This window comes from Pullulanibacillus camelliae (assembly GCF_014642655.1).
Taxonomy (GTDB): domain Bacteria; phylum Bacillota; class Bacilli; order Bacillales; family Sporolactobacillaceae; genus Pullulanibacillus; species Pullulanibacillus camelliae.
In genome coordinates this window covers 1-19,649 of sequence record NZ_BMIR01000029.1, presented here as the reverse complement: position 1 = coordinate 19,649, position 19,649 = coordinate 1, and the positions used below count along the sequence as shown (strand labels likewise).

Below are 19,649 nucleotides of genomic sequence, written 5' to 3'. Positions count from 1 at the left end.
CCTCCATACAATCAAAATATTCCACCATCATCATATGCCTAAGCGTTTTAAATGCTCATGGATGGCTCCTTCTCTACTTTTTCAAGACGGGGATTCGGTTGGTACTTCCGTCCGGTCTTTGCTTGAGGTTTCCCATTTAATATCACATTGTCCCCAGTAAATCCAATATTAACCTTGAGCAAACGATTGCCGATTCCGTACATATCGACAGGTACGTGGGCTTCTTCAAAGCTTTTAATCTTTCCTACATCAAATCCACCACTTGCCATGATTTTTACATGGTGATGGCCATGTTCATCCAGCGCTTCACGTAAAGCATAAATCAATTTGGCATTGACACCTCTTGGATCAAACTTGCCAAGCATCTCTTCATGACGGAAGAAATATTTATCCACCATATTTTTAGAGGTGTCCAGACGAACTACTTTTAATAGTTCACCAAACTCATCAGCGAGCTTCAGACTATCATGAATAACATCATTATTGTAATCCACAAGCGCTACTAAATCATCAGCAGGAAAGCTCTTGTGATAGGCATGCGCTGCAGCAACGATATCGCCTTCAAATAATTGAATCAGTGCGTGAGGCATAGTTCCCATCCCTTGTTTTCCCCACCATTCATTCATTGCATGAGTGGCTTGAGCGGTCGACCCACCAATGTAAGCTGCATAGCCGTCACCAGCCTGTTGTGTAAAATGATCGTCACGATCCCCCATGAAGATCACCGGTTTTTGAATGCCAGACAATCGCGCCGCTTTGACAACATTATAAACATTCGTCGCCACAGATGTTCGACGGCCAAGAATCCCATCAATAAGCCCTTCTAAAAAACCAAAATTTTGATAGGGACCTGTGATGGTTAGCACCGTTTCATAAGGCTCAATTTTGTCGCCATCTTTGAGTGAATACACCTCTAATGCATCTGGTTCTTTAGCAAAAGTATGCAACAACGCAATCGCTTCATCGGTGCCACAAAGTACAGCGTGATTTTTTTGAAAAAACTGCATCGTTACCACGTTATCAGGTTTATAATTTTGGACAATCTCACATGATTTCAGAAAATAAACTGCAGAAAACCAGCCCTCGCCAACGCGTTCATCAAACTTAAAAGTCCTGTTGGTCAAACGCTTGATTTGCCCCTGAAGTTTTAATTCAATTTCCTTCATAATAAAAAGCGTGCTTCTCTAGATCTCATCACTAGAGAAAACGCGTCCCCCCTAAATCTATACTCATTACTAGAGTTAAAGCAAAAATATTACTGTTCTATATTGTACCTTGAATAGCGCCCCATGTAAAAAGAAATCTTTAAATTCTATAAGGAAGAAACACACAAGATTGTTTCTTCCTTATTATCACACCCAATCAGAATTCAACGCTTTATTTTGTTGCGATTCTGAAAATGTATCTTTATTAACTAATACCTGTCTGGGCTTACTCCCATTCGCTTCAGAAATAATTGCGCCAGCCTCCAATTGGTCCACCAACCGGGCTGCGCGATTATAGCCAATTCGGAAACGCCTTTGGAGACTAGAGACGGAGGCTTGACCTTGTTCAATGACAAACATGGCTGCTTCTTCAAAGAGATCGTCCTCCTCTGACTCGACATCCATTCGACGTTCTTGAATCTGTTCAATGTCAAACAAGAACGGCATGGGTTCAACGTGCTTTAAGGCTTCGGTCACACGATCGATTTCCTCATCTGTTACGAAAGCGCCCTGCAAACGTTTCATATCTCTTGCGCCGTTTTCAACAAATAACATATCCCCTTGCCCTAAGAGGCGCTCTGCTCCTCCAGCATCTAAAATAGTCCGCGAATCTGCTTGTGAAGATACACTAAAAGCAATTCGTGTTGGAATATTGGATTTGATTAAACCCGTAATAACATCTACTGATGGACGCTGGGTAGCAAGTAACATGTGAATCCCCGCAGCTCTTGCTTTTTGTGCAATGCGACATATCGCTTCTTCCACATCTTGAGGACTTGCCATCATCAGATCTGCAAGCTCATCAATGACAATAACGATGTAAGGCATTTTTTCCTCTGCTGTCTCTTGTATCGCACGATTATAACGCTGAATATCACGAACACCTTTTTTAGCAAAGCGTTGATAGCGTTCCTCCATCTCTGCAACAGCCCATTTCAAAGCAAGAGCAGCTTCTTTGGGCTGAGTGATCAGAGGGGCTGCCAAATGTGGCAGCTGTTGATAAGCAGCTAATTCAACCACTTTTGGATCGATGAGTATCATTCGCAGATCCTCAGGGCTCGTCTTATAAATTAGGCTTAATAGCAGTGAATGAATACATACACTTTTTCCCGAGCCTGTTGCCCCTGCAATTAAGCCATGGGGCATTTTCGCTAAATCCGTCACCACTTGCTGACCAGAAACATCCATTCCTAAAGTGGCGGTTAATGGAGAATGACTGTTAAGATAATGTTCCGATTGAAGCAGCTGTTTTAAAAACACTGGCTTGCGTCCACCATTGGGAATCTCTATGCCGACAATGCTTTTTCCTGGAACCGGGGCAATCCGAATCTGTTTGGCCGCCATACTGAGCTTTATGTCTTCGGTTAAATTAAGGATTTTATTGATCTTAACACCAGGGTGCAGCTTTAATTCAAAACGCGTCACGGCAGGGCCCTGGACATGACCGACAATCTCAGCCTTAACGTGGAAATTAAGCAATGTTTCTTCTAATATCATTTGCTTTTCATGAATCCATTGACTATCGTCTTCTAATGATTCCGGAGGATCATTTAAGAGATCAAGAGTTAACGAGCTTGACGGTTTCGTAGACTCTGTTCCCTGTCGCTTCACAGGTTCAGACCTCTCAGAGGGTTCAGAATGATCAAGGGGCTTTTTCTTTCTCGCACTGATACGATCTGCACCGAACATCAAAACGTTAAACGGAATACTTGAATGACGTCTTTCTCTTCCTTCTTGTCCCCTACTTTCATCTCCGTTTTCTGTTGTTTGATTAGATAGACTATTTTCTTGCTGTTGAACGTTCTCCGTTTCCAGCACTTCGTGGACAAATACCCCTGCCCTCTCCTGATGCACCTCTTCAGTCTCGACTTCTGCCGCCGCTCCTATTTCTGCGTTCCCAAGTCGTTCCGTTGCACTCTCGTTTTCTTCTTGATCGTCAGCTTCAACTTCTGTAACAGGAAAATATTCGCCTTCGGTTTCCAGCACCGGCTCTGGCACAGCCCCGTCCAATTCTACTTCCTCAGACTCTCTTTCCTCTTGATCGACGGCTTCAACTTCTGTAATAGGAAAATACTCGCCTTCGGTTTCCAGCACCGGCTCTGGCACAGCCCTGTCCAATTCTATTTCCTCAGACTCTCTTTCCTCTTGATCGTCAGCTTCAACTTCTGTAACAGGAAAATACTCGCCTTCGGTTTCCAGCACCGGCTCTGGCACAGCCCTGTCCAATTCTACTTCCTCAGACTCTCTTTCCTCTTGATCGACGGCTTCAACTTCTACAACGGGAGCATACTCTTCTTTTTTCTCAGCCGTCACTGCATATTTTTGTTCAGAAAGATCATCCTTTTTCCCTGTTTCACCTGTTTGCCTATCTTCTACTGGTTCAATATCCTCTCGACTGTTACTTGTTCCATCCGCCTTTGAGTCTGTTGCCAGATGATCAGCAGGGGCAATATGACTTGAAAATGTTACATTATTTTCTTCATCCCCTACCTCCTCTTGAATAAGTGGAACCTGTGCTCCAGAATGTGCTTCTGTGTGCGCCAACTCACTTACAGGAACAGACATCTCATCACTTACCTGCTGCTGCGTCTCTGAACGAAAACGCTTTGCGCTCCCTTGCTTGTCTAGGGCATGTGATAATAAAGTGGTTGGTTTTGCATCAGTATCCACCTTAGACGACAGTGCGTGATGATTGACTCGTTTTTCGTGCCGGGAATGAAAGAAAGCATCCTGCTCCTGATGCCTTTGTGACGTTGACCGTGGACGAAGATCTGATTGGCGATCTTCAGGAGGCTGATGAGTAGCCCATATCTGTTGACTGTCTTTGGTTTCACTCATATTCTTCGGCCTTTTTCGATAGCCGTAAATCGGAGAGGGAATTTCTGTAGGCTTAAATCTTGTTTTAGGGTATGACTTATTTTCTTGTTTTTCTTTTGTACCCGTCTCTCTCACTTTTGAGCTATTTTCTTGGTAGGTAGATTTATGCTTATTTAAACCCTGATGAGCAGCGTAACGCGAACGTGTATATGCGGGTTCATCATATGGATCACTTTCTCTTTCTAATGCTGCTTTATGTTGGCGATTTTTCTCTGCTGTATTTTGTTGCTGGGCATCACTGGGGTATTGTCGAAGCATTCTTACCTCAACATTCTTCCCAGGTGCTTCAATTCGTCCTTTTGCCATTGGTCGATGGCGCTCATAGTGACCAACATCATCCAAATCGTCATCTTCTGATTCAAAACCTAAAAGGCGTTTCCACCAATTTGACATAGTATCCCTCGCTTTTTTCAACTACTTGAAAAACCACTAGCACATGACTAGTGATTTTCTGTATGAACAAAGGCACTACCAATTGTTTCAGAATCATCAAGAACAAGAATTCCCTTTTTGGTTGGCGCATTTGGAAGACCTAATTCACGTGCAGAGCAAATCATACCTGAAGATGCAACGCCTCTTAAATCAGCATCTTTGATCACCATACCGCTTGGCATGACCGCTCCTACTCGCGCAACAACTACTTTTTGTCCTTGCTCGATGTTAGGTGCACCACAAACGATTTGTAGTGAAGAAGCTTCACCGATATTTACTTGGCACACGCTTAACTTATCAGCATCTGGATGAGCTGTTTTCTCTTCAACATAGCCAACGATAAAATCGGGTAAGGCGTCAAAGGTTAGCTCAGCCTTTATTTCGTGCGCTTCAAAAACGCGCTGCAATGTTGCAACAAGCGCTTGATCTCCATGAATTTTACCGGAACCTTCTATTGATATGTACGTTGATGCATTAAAAAGATTATAGCCCAGAACCTGATCTCCAGCTGTGATGGTGGCTATATCACCTTTTCTTTCAACCTCTTGTTGATCAGAAGCTTCCTTTAATAGATCAATAATTAAGACATCACCGATACCATCTTTATTATAATAATAATTCATAATTATCCCTCTTTCTCACTCTTCATCAATAGGTTTGTTTTTCGCCAATATAAATATCGGCTGTAATTTATTTTCTTCCACAAGAAAAGGCAAAGACGTGATTGGAATATTGCCCGTTGTAAAAAATTTCATGGTCATTTGCGCCAATATATCATAGCCCTTTTTGTTGCGTAAATCAGCAAAAATGAGGACATCCTGGTGTGGAACAGCAACCGCTAGCTCTCCTGTCGCTTGCTTTTTCATATCCTCTATAAGCGACTGGTTTAAAATGCGACTGCCATCATATCCATCATTATAATTAATAAAATAAAACGCGTTGCCGGCCACTTCATCGACGTGATAATCTGCCGGAAGAGCTCTGAGATTAAACCGGGCAATTTCATCAATTGCCTCTGCTGTAAGGTTAGCTTCCTTCAAAAAATGTTTAGAAATCAAACGATAGGATTGTCCGATATCAAGAGCATAGTAAATGCGTGTTTCAGGTGTATGCTCACGATACAATAATTCGACACCATCTTTTGTTTTTGTCGGGAAAGATGTCGAACGAATCACAGGGAAAATATGTTTTTCTTCCCCCTTCAAATGCTGCTCAGTATGCATCGCTTGAAGTGCTTCATCTATATAATAAACAACCTCGTCAATGGCTTGTTCCTTCTCAGTCTCATAACGTGAAAGAACCCCTGGCAAAGAAAGCGTGATTCCTTTACCTGTTTGTTTGTTCTCTACTCTAAGCTTGTCCTCTTTTTTATCATATGAGATCCTGCGATCAGGAGCGGCTAACCTTTTTTCTAGCGTCTCTTTCATTTTTATACTATCGATAGCAATCTCCTCCTGCTTATACTACACTTTAGTTTATCACGATGTGTCTCTGATTAAAAATACAATTCAAGAATTTCTTGTAAATACCGCTTAAATTTTCTTATTTTTTGTCCGATATAAATAATTGGGACTATATCAACACTTATAGGTTGTCTTTATTCCATACTTATAATGACACAAACTAGCGAGCAGGAGGATAACAAATGAGTTGGACGATACGAAAGAAGCTTTCAGTAATACTCTTATCCAGTTTAATAGGGATTATTATCATATCGGCATTTATGATTATTTCATCTCTAACCGCAAAGCACGAAAGCAACCAAATTAAGACGATTAACCGCGCTCTCCATACTGCACAGGACATTAATGCCACAATGAAGGATGCGCGCATTCACGATCAAAGCTTTACACAGGAACCCAGTGATAAAAGTGCAAAGCAAGTCGACAGTGATGTTAAAGCCATAAAAGACTCGCTCAATCAACTACAAAAGTCGGATTCAAGTATTAGCAAAGAAGTCGCAACATTGAAGAAACAAATCGATAACTATACTTCCAGCTTTGATAATCTGAAATCGATCAAAACACAAATTGGTTATACACAGGATGCGGGATTAAACGGCTACATCTCTAAATACAAGAAAAATATCATGGATCTCATCACCCAAAGCAAGGACTCTGCTCTAACAACCTTAGGGCAAAACATGGTTATCGCTCAAACAACGTACTTAGAGGATCCAACTGATGCGAACCTCAATGCCTTTAAAGACAGCTTGAAAGATCTTGATAGCAAAGCTCAGGATTTCTTCTCAGATGATAAGCTCGATCAATACAATCAAGCATCCCTTGAGCTTTCCAGTGATATGGATACATTAAGCAGCTCTAATACTTTATCAAAAAGTATTTTGACGGACTTTAATAAAAACTCCGACACAGTATCAAAAACGGTAGCGTCTATTACAACTTCTCTGAATAAAAAAACAAATGATTTATATGGCACACAATCAACCGTACAAAATGTCTTTTTAATTTTAATGATCATTCTAGGAGTGCTCATATTAGTCATATTAGGCATTGTAGGCACCTGGTTGTATCGCTCTATTTCCCAATCGATCCAAACACTGAAAACGGGTTCAGAAATTCTTGGCAATGGGAATTTAAGCTATCGCGTGCCCCTTGAAGGAAAGGACGAGCTTGCTCAACTTGCGACAGCATTTAACCAGATGGCAGCAAATATGGAAGAAACGATAACGAAGGTGACGGAAGCAGCGGACCACCTCTCTTCTTCCTCGCAAAATCTTGCGGCTATCTCAGAAGAAACCAATGCACAGGCTGTAGAGGTTAATGAGGCGGTTCAACAAGTCGGTGTCGGTGCACAGACTCAAGCCGCACATTTAGAAGAAAGCATGAATTTATTGACCAAAGTCTCGAGAGCCGTTGAAGACACACAATCCATCAGTGAACAGATGCAACAGCAATCAACAAAAGCCCAGGATGCTAATGCTAAAGGGATCACTGTTGTCAATGTCCTGCAAGAAAGCTCTGCAAAATTCCTGGACGTCGCAAAAACACTCATCGGCGATATCCAAGGGGTAGCACAGCAATCCGAAGAGATCACCAGCATTGTTAAAATCATTCAAGACATTTCAAAAAATACCGATTTATTAGCTTTAAATGCTGCCATTGAATCAGCAAGAGCTGGAGAAGCCGGTCATGGCTTTGCAGTTGTTTCTCAAGAAATTAGAAAGCTAGCGGTGCGATCTAAAAATGAAACATCTAATATTCAGACGGTCATCGGTGAGATTATCGAACGCCTAGATCATATCAAGCAAGAAGCGAATAAGCTGAATGACTATTGTAATGAACAGGATAACAATGTCACACAAACCAAACACGCTTTTGATGATATTGATGCCAATGTTGTTTCCATAAGCGGCGGTATATCCAATATTCAATCTGCCATTCATAATGTCACAGCAGCTAATAGCGAGCTTTCAACAAAATTAGAAGAAATCAGTGCCATTTCAGAAGAAACAGCAGCAAGCACGGAACAGGTTTGCGCCTCAAGCGAAAGCCAAACCGAAGCCATTGAAGAAGTCAATAAGTCAGCGATGACTCTACAGGATATCGCCCTTGCTCTTGAACAAGAAGTAGCAAAATTTGAAAGAACAGAGCATTTACAGGATGACATCAACTCAGAAGCTAACGAAGAAGAGCCAGAAGTTGATGAGGCTGCAGCCTCCATTGAAGATTCAGAGGCTGGCCAAGCACTAGAAGAATATGAAACAACAGAAAACGAAGCGGAAGCAGTAGTTGAGGATGAGCTTGCCTCCTCTGAAACAACCACTCAGGACGTTCCAGAGACGATAGAAGACGCTCCTGCTGAAGACAACCAGCAGCAGAAGGATGAATCCCAATCCTGATCGCTTCCCTATGCCATGATCATGAAGTTTAACGAGAGCGCTGTTCCCTAGCCTCTCGTTTTTCTATGCGTTAATTCTTTTGGTAAAAATAAAACCTTGATTTCTGTCACTGAACCTTACTTAATTTGTGATTTAAGCAATCACATCAGGAGCACTAAGCGAAGTTTTTCTATAAAATTCTCCTAAAAGGCTAAATATTGTAAACGTTTTATCCGATAATATTATAAAAGATTCAATTCAATGAATAGTTAAAGTATTATTCAAATTCAAAGGAGAAGGTTGCATGAAATGGACATTTAAGAAAAAACTTGCGGTGATTCTTCTATCTAGTATTCTAGGTATATTAATTATTACCGCCGCTATGCTCGCTTATATCACTGAAACAAATAAACAACAAGATAAGCTAACTACACTAAACGAAGCGATATATACCGCGCTTGATATCAACGCAAATATGGAGAGTGCCAGAAAAAACGATCAAGCCTTTATATTAAATCCTGGCGATAGTATTAAAAATAAAATTGAAACGACCATGAAAAGCATCACAAAGAATATCTCTAAGCTTGACGCCTATAATGTCGGGATGTCCAAGCAAACGCGCACCTTAAAAAATGACACTACGGATTATTTAACAACCTTTAATAATTTATCCGCTACAAAAAAGGTCATTGGCTATACTGATAAAGATGGCAAGCTTGGCGCGATCAATAAAGATACACCTGCGATGAAAAAGATTATTGATGCAAGTGGTGATGAGCAGTTAAAAAATCTAATGTTAAATCAAGAATTAAACCAAGCAACCTTCCTGAAGGATCCGACAGAAAAGCATTATGAAACGCTTATCAATAATCTTATTCAAATCGATAATATTTCCAAGCACGTGCTTAAAGGGAGCACTTACAATGATTACAGCAATTATTCCATTGATTTATTAAACAATTATCAAGCGCTCAATGACTTTAAAAATTTTGAATCAGAAACGCTTGAGACCTTTGAAAAAAATGCTCAGGCTGTTGAAAAAACAGTAACAAACACCATTGATAAGCTTAATGCTAAAAAAAGCGCTCTAAACCATCAGCAACAAACGATACAGAATGTATTATTAACAAGCTTGATCATTCTAGGTCTTTTAATTTTAGTGCTTTTGGCTCTATTTGGAGGTTGGTTGTATCGTTCTGTCTCTTCCTCCCTTAACGCTTTAAAAGAAGGAGCTTCACTCATCGGTGATGGCTACCTGAATCATCGGGTACCGGTAAAAGGACAGGATGAATTTTCCCAGCTCGCCCATTCCTTTAACCAAATGGCTGAAAAGATGGCGGAGACTGTGGCCAATGTCACCCAGGCAGCAGATAGCTTAACAACGTCTTCCTCCCATTTAACTGCCGTATCTGAACAAACAAATGCCCAGGCTGTTGAAGTCAATTCAGCTGTCCAACAGGTAGCTGTTGGTGCGCAAAACCAAGCAGAGCATTTAGAGGAAAGCATGCAATTATTGGCCAATGTCTCTACAGCTGTTGAAGAAACACAAACAATGAGCGACCATATTACCCTTCAATCCGCCAAGGCACAAGAGGCCAATACGAAAGGCCTGAACGTTGTCAATGTACTAGAACAAGGTTCCGCAAAGTTCTTGGATATTGCTAAAACTCTGATTGCCGATATCCAAAGTGTTGCCAAGCAATCTGAAGAAATCACAAGCATTGTGAACATCATCCAAGACATTTCTAAAAACACCGATCTTTTAGCGCTTAATGCAGCTATCGAATCCGCCAGAGCTGGCAAAGCTGGGCAAGGCTTTGCCGTCGTTTCCCAGGAAATACGTAAGCTCGCTATCCGCTCAAAAAATGAAACGGCAACAATACAAAATGTCATCCAAACCATTACTAAACAGTTACACCATGTCCAACAAGAAGCTGGCAAACTCAATGAATATTGCAATGAACAGGATCATAATGTCGTCCAAACTAAAGAAGCATTCGCCAATATTGATGCAAATGTGACCTCCATTAACGGAGACATCTCTAGCATTCAAACCGCTATTGAACATGTTTCTTTGGCAAACAAAAATCTATCGACGAAATTAGAAGAAATCAGTGCTATTTCAGAAGAAACGGCAGCCAGCACTGAACAGGTCTCAGCCTCAAGTGAAAGTCAAACCGAGGCGATCAAAGAAGTGAATACGGCTGCCACAACACTCCAAGAGATTGCCCTTTCTCTTAATGAAGAAGTCTCCAAGTTTAAAGGGACGGATGAAGAGCTAGAGCAGGATGACCCATCCGCTTTGTCTCATGAAGCCAATGCCAATGCCGATGTAGATGCCGATACAGACATCAAAGCATACGAGGATCGAGAAGAAGCTGAATCGCCAGTTCCTTCTACGGATAATGAAGAAGCTTAATACAATGATAAAAGATTAATATGAAAAGGCTAGCTCAAAAAAATTGAGCCAGCCTTTTCTTTCATTTCATTTCATACGTATATTCTTTTGATAATCATATTGACCGAAAAGAAGCATAACAACATGATGGAACATGTCTTCACGTGTGATCAAACCATTAGTAAAAATACCGATCGTTCCTTGATTTTTTCTAACATTGGTTTGCTTGGCAAAATCGTCAATAATATCTCCTAATTCTTTGCCACCCACCAGTTCTTTTTTAAACCTTTGCGGTAAAGGAATGCGTGCACCAGAGGCTGTGAGCACTAGGCCTGAACGGTCCACCAATGCTCCCCAATTGCAGAGAAAGATATCTTCTCCAATACAATCAACGCCTCCCTCAAGGCCCATCCCAAAATCCGCATCAGAAGTTTCTAAAACTGCCTGAGCTCGATTCATAGCGCCTTCTAAAGTTTCTTCATCCCCCATGGGCTGTGCGGATACTCCTGAAGGGACAGAGAAACCCTCGACTACCATATGATTGTCTTCGCCCCAACGCTTGACTGCATTAATTTTTGCCGGATTTAAAGTGCCGATGCCGATTTTTAACTGGCGATCCATGACCTTACGCATTCCCTCTAATAGAGGCGACAGTCGACTGATCGGCATGTTTCACGAGCTCAATTAACAATGCCTTAGCAGCCGCATAATCATCGACGTGAATGATGGAAGAAGATGTATGTATATAACGAGCACAAATACCAATTACTGCTGAAGGAACGCCACTGTTGCTCAAATGTACACGCCCAGCATCCGTTCCCCCTTGGGAAATAAAGTATTGATAAGGAATCTGATTAGACTCTGCCGTATCAAGCACAAATTCACGCATGCCTCTGTGCGTGACCATTGAGCGGTCAAAAATCCGCAGTAAAGCTCCTTTTCCAAGTTGACCAAATTCCTCCTTAGCCCCAGACATATCATTAGCAGGAGAAGCATCAAGCGCGAAGAAAATATCTGGTTGAATGAGGTTCGCTGCTGTCTGTGCGCCTCTTAAGCCCACTTCTTCTTGAACCGTTGCCCCTGAATAGAGCTGATTCGGTAACGCTTCTCCTTGCAGGGCTTTAAGCAACTCAATCGATAAACCACAGCCATAACGATTATCCCAAGCCTTGGCCAGGATTTTCTTATCATTAGCCATGGGGGTGAATGGGCAAATTGGCAGGATCGCTTGTCCAGGCTTGATACCAATCTTCTCAGCATCCTCCTTATCATCTGCTCCGATATCGATTAACATATTTTTGATTTCCATTGGTTTTTTGCGCTGCTCTTCATTTAATAAATGTGGAGGAATGGAACCAATCACTCCTGTTACTGGCCCACTATCTGTCATAACTTGAACGCGCTGAGCAAGCAGGACTTGATTCCACCACCCACCTAAAGTCTGAAAACGGATCATGCCATTTGCCGTGATCTGCGTGACCATAAAGCCGACCTCATCCATATGCCCGGCAACCATTACTCTCGGCCCCTCTTTAGGACCCTTCTTTACCCCAAAAATACTGCCTAGTCCATCCTGAATGACCTCATCCGCGTATTGTGTTAATTGCTCCTTCATAAAGGCTCTGACATTATGCTCAAAGCCTGAAGCACCCGGAAGCTCCGTTAATTGTTTAAAAAGGGCTTGTGTTTCCGTATTCATGGCAAACTTCCTTTCAAAAAGTGTATACTTCTATATTAGCTGAATTTCTATACAACTTCCAATAGGAAGAAAAATTTCAAATCCTCTTGGTTTTCTATCGTCATCTTCGCTATAATGAAAAAAGGTATCCTTCTTTATAGAAAGGGTGAATACAGTGACTAAAGGTGCTAAGCTTATTGCAGCATTAGGAATTGGGTTTTTAGGTGGACTTTTTGTTCAGAGATCGTTGAATCATCTCCCTCTCAGTCCAGAAAGGGCACTTTCCAAAGTGAAGGCCTCTGCTAAGCAGGTCCTGACCATTGATGGAGCTTGGATCTTTCTTCAAAAGGAGCCTTGGAGCAACGGAAAGCTGGCCTATGAGGTTTATAAAGGCGGATTAACAGAGAAAACCGGTGATGAAGTGGTTCACTATGACTTTATCGTTGATGCCCAAACAGGCACCCTCTTATCCCTAGAAGCTCAGGTTGCTGATTAACGCTATCACATGAAAGAACCTTACCCCTAAAACTGTGGTAAGGTTCTTTTTAAAACGCTCCTAATGTGACTTTGCTCCGTCACCTAATTGACCATTTTTTAATTTAAAATCAAGACTATTGTACTTAAATCTCAACCAGATATACGCAAAAATCAACGGCACAATGACAATTAATAGACATAAACCGACTATTGGACCGAGTTCAAGAGTGACCGAGGATGTATGCTGCTTTTCAAAACTTTTGATTTGCGGCAGTGATCCCACATCTGCTTCAGTCAAGATAAGATTATTTTCCGGTGAATAATAGGCATAATCGTTATAGTCTTTAAAAAATATGCTGTCTCTGACGGTTTTAAAGTGAGCCATCCCCATTTGGATGGTATTGATCTGCACTTCTTTATCGCCACTTTTCACCTTGGCCGGCTGATCTAGATTAACCGTCTGAACATCGTTAATTTCTAACGACCCGTTTTTGTAATCGTAATTGGCGTCTTTATACTGTTTTTGAAAGGCATCAAACATTTTACCTTGTGTTAAGGTTTCTGCATGTGATAATCCTGATGTTAGAAAAAAGATAAATGCTAGCGAAGAAAGCGCTGTAATTATTTTTTTCAGCATATATATTCCTCCCATCTTCTCTATCATACCACAAATCAATTTCTTCATGATAAAATTATTTTTCTCATCACAATATTATAATAATTTTATTCCGCCATCCTCTTTATCCGACACTAGGATGACCGTATGCGCTCTATTTTATCAATAATGTGACCAGACTGATCGATTTTAATCGCACGATAAAAAGCATCATGATAAAAGGCGAACCACGCCTCATCCTCAATCCCCTTTGGCAGCCACTTTTGCTTCTGCTGAATGGATGTCATAGGATAGTCATCATAAGCAAGTACCCAAAGCACATTGAAATGAGCATGCGTCGGCATAAGATCGGCCATGTGAATCAGCTTCTCTCCCCCACTCTCTATGGATAGCAAACAGTGCCCATCACTATGCCCACCAGTATGATGCAAAGCCATACCAGGAGCCACTTGCTTTTCAGTGGTGAACGTCTGAACCTGTTCTTGAATCGGTTGCCAATTTTGCTGCCAATACGTATTCCGCGAGCGTATATTTGGAGAGCGCATCTCATCCCATTCAACTTGGGATACCCAGATTACAGCGTTTTCAAAAGTGGATACCAATTGGTCACCATTGTACCGCGTCAAGCCATTGGCATGATCAAAATGCATATGTGTCATTAACACTTCATCAATATCTCCAGTCGTAAGATGAAGTGCAGCTAAGCTTTCATGAATGCGCGATTCAGCTGTCACACCATAATTTCTTCGCTCTTTATCCGTTAGCTTTTCATTGCCTATGCCACTTTCAACAATACGGTTTTTCCCATCCCCTTGTATAAGTATAGGATCGGTCCGTAGTTCAATCTGATTCTTGTCATTGCTGGGATATTTTTTTGACCATAAGGGCTTGGGAACAACACCAAACATGGCGCCGCCATCCATATGAGTGACACCGCCATCCAACCATGTGAGCGTATAGCGTCCTATTTTTAACTGTTCCACGATTTGCCTCCTCAGCTTTTCAAATGTGACAGACTTCCATATCTTATTTTATCATAGAAGGACGACGGATTCATTTTAGAATAATGGCTCAGAGGCACACTGTACTGCTTATTACTGTGGAAAGATCGCTTCACAACGATAAATGCGCTGCCCTTTTTGTGAAAACTTCTCTTCATATTCTGTTTTTACATTTTCTTTGTAATCAGAGGCATGAAGGTCCAAGCTAATATGCTCTAATTGTAGACCATATTTTGAAAAACTTTCCAAAGAATATTCAAACAGACCTTGATTATCCGTTTTTAAATTTAATCTTCCACCTGGCTTCAGGATAGCCTCATAGCTCTTCAAAAAGGAGCGATACGTTAACCGTCTTTTTTCATGACGATTCTTAGGCCAAGGATCTGAAAAATTCAAATACATATCGTCCACTTCATGCTCAGCGAAAAAATCGGTGATCTGCTCCGCATTCTCATTCAAGAGTAAGACATTTGCTAAAGGCTCTTCAAGCCATTTTTCCAAAGCAGATACAATGATACTCGCTTCGATTTCAATACCGATAAAATTAATCATTGGATACTGCTTGGCCATGCCTAAAATAAACTGACCTTTACCTGTACCAATCTCCAAATGAACCGGATGATCATTTTTAAACACTTCTCGCCAGTGTCCCTTAACATCCATTGGATTTGGAATGACGACTTCTGGATGCTCTGCAATTTTATCCTTTGCCCATGGCTTATTTCTGACACGCATGTCACTGTCCACTCCCCTAATATTTTCACAAAATGCATTTTAACACGAAACGCTGTTGAACTAAAGCAAAATTTGGATGCATCCCTCTTTCATAAAAATATCCCCTGCCGTCCATGCTAATAATAAACTGATCTGAAAGAAGGAACTTAGTATGACGCTGACGCCAAATGATAAATTAAATTTAGTAAAGGATATATTAACGACACACCATTCTGATGGCGTAGCCAATGCCTCAGAATATGAACAGCTTCATCGCATCGTCCAGAATCTCCTGAAGGATAGCAGTACCACACCCCAAGCGAACACTTTGCAAGCAATCAATGCTTACTGCAGCAAAGGATTAGAGCTCACAGACTACAATGACCATTTGACAGAGAACAAAGACAACATTAACACATGGATTCAGTCTCTCGGCTAGCTTTTTTATATAATTAGTAAAACCGAGCAAAGCGTGTCCAGTCTTTTAGCCCTAAAGGTTAAATGAGAGAAGACACGAGCGGTAACTTCCTGCTCTCTTTTATAGCCCATCACAATACATTTTTGTGAGGTTAAGTGATCGCACCGTGAGAAAAACCGAGCGAAAAGCATGCCCGGTCCTTGCATGGAGCATCATCCAATATGAAATAAGCCTCATTGCCTGTTCAAGTGGATTGGAGCGCAAGGCGCGAGATTTGGAACACTCTAAAATCGTGTGTCGGGCGCCGCTGATACCCAAAATCTTATACTTTCCTAATTATTAAAAAAACCAGTTAAGCCTTAGCATATAAGGTCCAACTGGTTTTTCTCGATTTTTCCTAAATTCCTGAAGCAAAGCGCTCCCGACTCATGCCATTCAATTCAACAAGACGCTGTCTATAGTCTGCAGCCTCCTTCAATCGATAACGCGACTGATGCCAAAACATAAAAGTAATGGTGTTAGCTAACATATACCAATGCATGCGCAGGCGTAAATGCGTTGTCAGCGGATAACCGTAATCCGTCAACCATTCTCCCCACCGGGGTTCCTCAACATAGCCATAGAGCGTCATTCCTAGGTCAAGAGCAGGATCAGCAATGACAGCTTGATCCCAATCAATTAAGTAAAGTTGATCATCTTCATCTAATAGCCAGTTATTATGATTGATATCTGAATGGCACACCCGTTTTACGGGGTGCTCGACAGCTAATGCCGTTTGCTTCAAAAAGCTAAGTGCTTCTTGAATAGCTGGGTCAAGCGGATGACGTTTACGTTCAGTCATCAAGTCTAACAAAATCGATTTTGTCGTCAATGCTTCCTTACCGAGCTTTGCCAACATAAATACCAAGGGTTCAGAGCCATGAATCTTTTTAAGCAATCGAGCCACACGTCTTGAACCCATTTCTTGAACTGTAAGCTCGCGCGCTTCCAGACATTTTTGCGCTGTAATGACATCACCGTTTGCCAAGCGCTTTGTCCATAATAGCTTAGGGACAATGCCCTCTGCAGATAATACGGCCAGAAACGGCGATGAATTTCTTTTTATAAAAATTTTATTGTCTGGAGACTGGGCAATATAGGCTTCGCCCGTTACACCGCCTGCAGGCGAAATCACCCAATGATTGGTATCCAAACCATACATGTTAAAACCCTCAATCTTTTGTAGCCGAATCAAAAAATAGCCTCAAATACTAAAATAGTACATCCTGAGGCTGACGTCAAATATACATATTCTATCCTTTTTGTCTAGTCTTTTTTCTTCTACACTCTTTCTTCAGCAACAACATCGGAATGGGCTAATAGCACCTCTGCTGCATGCAGCTGCTCACGCTTAAGCGTGGAACGATAGCTCGACATATCCTTCATCCATTGTTTCAGCTCAGTTTTATCAACAATTTTCACTTGGCCGCTTTCACTAGAAAATTCGATATAGCTTTCTGGAGCGCACAACACAGACTGTAAGGGTAAAACAATGTCGTGCTCATGAAAAATACGTCGCACACTTTCAGTCGTCCGCTGCAAGGATAATAATGGATTAATAGTGTAAGCAATATCCTTACTTTGGATTTCCTTCCACTTTCTGCGATCATAAGGCTGAAAAACGCTGTCCTTTTCTCCTAGAACAAGTTTGACCGTCCAAACTTTAAACGGTGTTACCAAAATGATGTCTGCAGACGTATACGCTTCCCCCACCTTTAATTCAGGTTCATAAAACACGAGGACCGTATCATCAAGATTTCTAAGAAATAAGCGAAGCCACAGGTCCATTTTATATTTATTGGGAAGCTCCGATTGCTCCCTTGCAGTTGAAGTCGCCCAAATAAGCTGTTGTTTAAAAAACTTCTTATAAAAATGCTCTTTTATCACTTCATCAGGCTGTCCTGAGTAGTTTTCCTTAAATTCCTCAAAGCGCCTGGTTTTTTGATGGATGAAGCGACCTGCATAGCGGTATAAGTTTTGAGAATACCTTGAAATGCATCGTTCGATTTTAACCAATTGTGCCATGAGCCGATCTCCTCCATTCTTTCTATTCTATTTTATACTATCTTTCTCCAGCTTTCGATGCTTTTTCTCACTCTTGTCGATCTTTTAGATTAAAAATTCTATAGGGCTTATATTTTGGATGTGCGCCTGGATGAATTTCATATAACACAATCTCCTCGCTCTGCCATTCCGAGTGCTGAATAACAGAAGATAAAGTTGGAAGTTCCCCCCAAGAAATAGGACGCCCACCTGTCCATTTTTTCCCTAAAGTCACATGAGGACGGTAAGGACGAGTCTCCGTTTTTAAGCCGCACTGCTTACAGCACTCCGCAATAAGCTGTTGATTTTGCATTAAAAGCGGACTATGCTGCACTTTAGCAAAGAGCACACGCGGATGCACCTTAGAGCCAAAGCTTGACAAACCCTCTAAAGCCAGTGTCATTGAAGAGAGCTTCGGTAGATAGTGTTCCAGCATCCGTTCAAGCTGCTGAAGCTGCTCAACTGGTACTCCGCCCAAAAAGACAAGTGTGATATGGTAGTCCTCAGGGCCTGTCCACACTTTATAAGCGCACTGCTTTTTTAACTGTTCGGACAACAGACTTAAGGCAGCTTTTATCCTTTCAGGAAGAGGAATAGCTAAAAAATAATGTGAGGTCATTTTTTATTTCACCTTCTCTTAAAAATATGATAACGTTAAATCATTGTTTTTAACTGATAAAATCCCAAACACAACAAACATTAATATATAATGTAAAATAGAATGTGTAATTGTGAAAGGATGACGCAAGCTTATGAAAAGAGTATTTAACAATATTGCCGAGCTTATCGGAAATACACCGCTTCTAAAGCTGAATAAGCTCCCTGACCCTAACGGAGCCCAGGTTTATGCTAAATTAGAGGCCTTTAATCCCAGCAGCAGTGTAAAAGATCGAGCTGCTTATAATATGATTGTCACCGCTGAGAAAAAGGGGCTATTAAAACCTGGTACAACCATCATTGAGCCTACATCCGGCAATACGGGAATAGGCTTAGCGATGAATGCAACCGCTCGAGGCTATAAAGCGATTATTGTTATGCCTGATACCATGACTCAAGAACGGATTAATCTATTAAAAGCCTATGGTGCAGAAGTGATCTTAACACCTGGAGATGAAAAAATGCCAGGAGCAATCGCGAAAGCTCGGGAGCTCGCTGAGGAAATCCCAAATAGCTTCATTCCCATGCAGTTCGAAAATGAAGCGAATCCAGATGCCCACCGTCACTCTACAGCAATAGAAATTATTGAAGCAATGAAGGAGCTCGGTAAGCCGCTGGCAGCTTTTGTCTCTACTGCCGGAACAGGCGGAACCATCACAGGAACAGGTGAGGTTTTAAAAGAGCATTTTTCAGATTTAAAAGTCCATGTTGCAGAACCCGCAGGCTCACCAGTGCTCTCAGGAGGCAAGCCCGGAAAGCATAAATTGGTTGGGACAAGCCCAGGCTTTATTCCTCCCGTTTTGAATCAAAAGGTCTATGATCAGATCCACTTAATCACGGATGAGGAAGCCTACGATACGACACGGCGTTTAGCACGCGAGGAGGGCATCTTAGTCGGGCCTTCATCAGGGGCCTCTGTCTATTGTGCACTTCAAGTCGCCAAAACACTCACGCCAGATGACATCGTCATCTGCATGACGAATGACACTGGAGAACGCTATCTTTCAGGAGATCTCTTTCAATTCTAATGATACAAAATGATGCCTTAGTGCGTCATTTTTTTTATGCTTTAGAACGAATTCTTTCTCAGGAATATACGCCTTTATTAATCCTAAAGCTTTCTTATACCATTTCCATTAATTACATTGCGGTATGTGTAAAATAGTTCTCGGTGGTATTTCTACAAAATCCTAGCCAAAAAAGAAGAGGCACTCTATCATAAATGTATGCCTACCAGAGCAAATACATCGTAG

Annotated in this window: 17 protein-coding genes; 5 read left to right on the top strand and 12 right to left on the bottom strand. The window is 41.5% G+C overall.

Features of this window, described 5'->3' with window-relative positions; translation table 11 throughout:
- Positions 1 to 47: 47 nt before the first annotated feature.
- The 4 genes from IEW82_RS18595 to IEW82_RS18580 all read right to left on the bottom strand — a co-directional run bounded on the left by IEW82_RS18595 (position 48) and on the right by IEW82_RS18580 (position 5,941).
- Entirely contained in the window at positions 48 to 1,166 is a 1,119-nt protein-coding gene (locus IEW82_RS18595) for a nicotinate phosphoribosyltransferase (RefSeq protein ID WP_188698548.1), read from the bottom strand.
- 186 nt (positions 1,167 to 1,352) lie between these two features.
- Positions 1,353 to 4,475 (bottom strand): DNA translocase FtsK, encoded by a 3,123-nt coding sequence (locus IEW82_RS18590; RefSeq protein ID WP_229672798.1) that lies wholly within the window; start codon positions 4,473 to 4,475, stop codon positions 1,353 to 1,355.
- Positions 4,476 to 4,522: 47 nt separating this feature from the next.
- Positions 4,523 to 5,137, bottom strand: a complete 615-nt coding sequence (gene ytpR, locus IEW82_RS18585; RefSeq protein ID WP_188698545.1) for a YtpR family tRNA-binding protein — start codon at positions 5,135 to 5,137, stop codon at positions 4,523 to 4,525.
- A 15-nt stretch (positions 5,138 to 5,152) separates the two neighbouring features.
- Positions 5,153 to 5,941: a DUF1444 domain-containing protein gene (locus tag IEW82_RS18580; RefSeq protein ID WP_229672797.1), complete on the bottom strand. Its 789-nt coding sequence runs from the start codon at positions 5,939 to 5,941 to the stop codon at positions 5,153 to 5,155.
- A gap of 218 nt (positions 5,942 to 6,159) precedes the next feature.
- Here IEW82_RS18580 and IEW82_RS18575 point away from each other — a divergent pair, with 218 nt between their 5' ends.
- The gene (locus tag IEW82_RS18575; protein ID WP_188698542.1) at positions 6,160 to 8,376 is read left to right on the top strand and encodes a methyl-accepting chemotaxis protein; all 2,217 of its coding nucleotides are present in this window, start codon (positions 6,160 to 6,162) and stop codon (positions 8,374 to 8,376) included.
- Between the two features lie 283 nt (positions 8,377 to 8,659).
- Complete coding sequence (locus IEW82_RS18570; protein ID WP_188698539.1) at positions 8,660 to 10,774, top strand: methyl-accepting chemotaxis protein; 2,115 nt, start codon at positions 8,660 to 8,662, stop codon at positions 10,772 to 10,774.
- A gap of 66 nt (positions 10,775 to 10,840) precedes the next feature.
- Here IEW82_RS18570 and IEW82_RS18565 read toward each other — a convergent pair whose 3' ends face one another.
- On the bottom strand, positions 10,841 to 11,386 hold the full coding sequence (locus IEW82_RS18565; protein ID WP_229672795.1) for a DUF84 family protein: 546 nt from the start codon (positions 11,384 to 11,386) through the stop codon (positions 10,841 to 10,843).
- The gene (locus IEW82_RS18560) at positions 11,379 to 12,452 is read right to left on the bottom strand and encodes a M42 family metallopeptidase (protein WP_188698534.1); all 1,074 of its coding nucleotides are present in this window, start codon (positions 12,450 to 12,452) and stop codon (positions 11,379 to 11,381) included. Before IEW82_RS18560 ends, IEW82_RS18565 begins: the two co-directional genes overlap by 8 nt.
- Positions 12,453 to 12,606: 154 nt before the next feature.
- On the opposite strand from IEW82_RS18560, the gene IEW82_RS18555 reads away from it, so the two are divergent.
- Positions 12,607 to 12,927 (top strand): PepSY domain-containing protein, encoded by a 321-nt coding sequence (locus tag IEW82_RS18555; protein WP_188698532.1) that lies wholly within the window; start codon positions 12,607 to 12,609, stop codon positions 12,925 to 12,927.
- 60 nt (positions 12,928 to 12,987) lie between these two features.
- Here the strand turns inward: IEW82_RS18555 and IEW82_RS18550 are convergent, their stop codons facing one another.
- The 3 genes from IEW82_RS18550 to trmB all read right to left on the bottom strand — a co-directional run bounded on the left by IEW82_RS18550 (position 12,988) and on the right by trmB (position 15,260).
- On the bottom strand, positions 12,988 to 13,545 hold the full coding sequence (locus IEW82_RS18550) for a hypothetical protein (protein ID WP_188698528.1): 558 nt from the start codon (positions 13,543 to 13,545) through the stop codon (positions 12,988 to 12,990).
- Positions 13,546 to 13,658: 113 nt separating this feature from the next.
- On the bottom strand, positions 13,659 to 14,507 hold the full coding sequence (locus IEW82_RS18545) for a YtnP family quorum-quenching lactonase (protein WP_188698524.1): 849 nt from the start codon (positions 14,505 to 14,507) through the stop codon (positions 13,659 to 13,661).
- Positions 14,508 to 14,618: 111 nt separating this feature from the next.
- Positions 14,619 to 15,260: a tRNA (guanosine(46)-N7)-methyltransferase TrmB gene (trmB, locus tag IEW82_RS18540; protein ID WP_188698521.1), complete on the bottom strand. Its 642-nt coding sequence runs from the start codon at positions 15,258 to 15,260 to the stop codon at positions 14,619 to 14,621.
- Positions 15,261 to 15,411: 151 nt separating this feature from the next.
- On the opposite strand from trmB, the gene IEW82_RS18535 reads away from it, so the two are divergent.
- Positions 15,412 to 15,678 carry a YtzH-like family protein gene (locus IEW82_RS18535; RefSeq protein WP_188698517.1) on the top strand — a complete coding sequence of 89 codons (267 nt, stop codon included), beginning with the start codon at positions 15,412 to 15,414 and terminating at the stop codon, positions 15,676 to 15,678.
- A 376-nt stretch (positions 15,679 to 16,054) separates the two neighbouring features.
- On the opposite strand, the gene IEW82_RS18530 is transcribed toward IEW82_RS18535, so the two are convergent.
- The 3 genes from IEW82_RS18530 to thpR form a co-directional block, all read right to left on the bottom strand.
- Positions 16,055 to 16,858, bottom strand: a complete 804-nt coding sequence (locus IEW82_RS18530; RefSeq protein ID WP_188698612.1) for a phosphotransferase family protein — start codon at positions 16,856 to 16,858, stop codon at positions 16,055 to 16,057.
- 119 nt (positions 16,859 to 16,977) lie between these two features.
- Entirely contained in the window at positions 16,978 to 17,721 is a 744-nt protein-coding gene (locus IEW82_RS18525) for a hypothetical protein (protein ID WP_188698514.1), read from the bottom strand.
- A 67-nt stretch (positions 17,722 to 17,788) separates the two neighbouring features.
- The gene (gene thpR / locus IEW82_RS18520) at positions 17,789 to 18,358 is read right to left on the bottom strand and encodes an RNA 2',3'-cyclic phosphodiesterase (RefSeq protein WP_188698511.1); all 570 of its coding nucleotides are present in this window, start codon (positions 18,356 to 18,358) and stop codon (positions 17,789 to 17,791) included.
- Between the two features lie 133 nt (positions 18,359 to 18,491).
- Between thpR and cysK the strand changes: the two genes are divergently transcribed.
- Complete coding sequence (gene cysK / locus IEW82_RS18515; protein WP_188698508.1) at positions 18,492 to 19,424, top strand: cysteine synthase A; 933 nt, start codon at positions 18,492 to 18,494, stop codon at positions 19,422 to 19,424.
- Positions 19,425 to 19,649 lie beyond the last annotated feature (225 nt).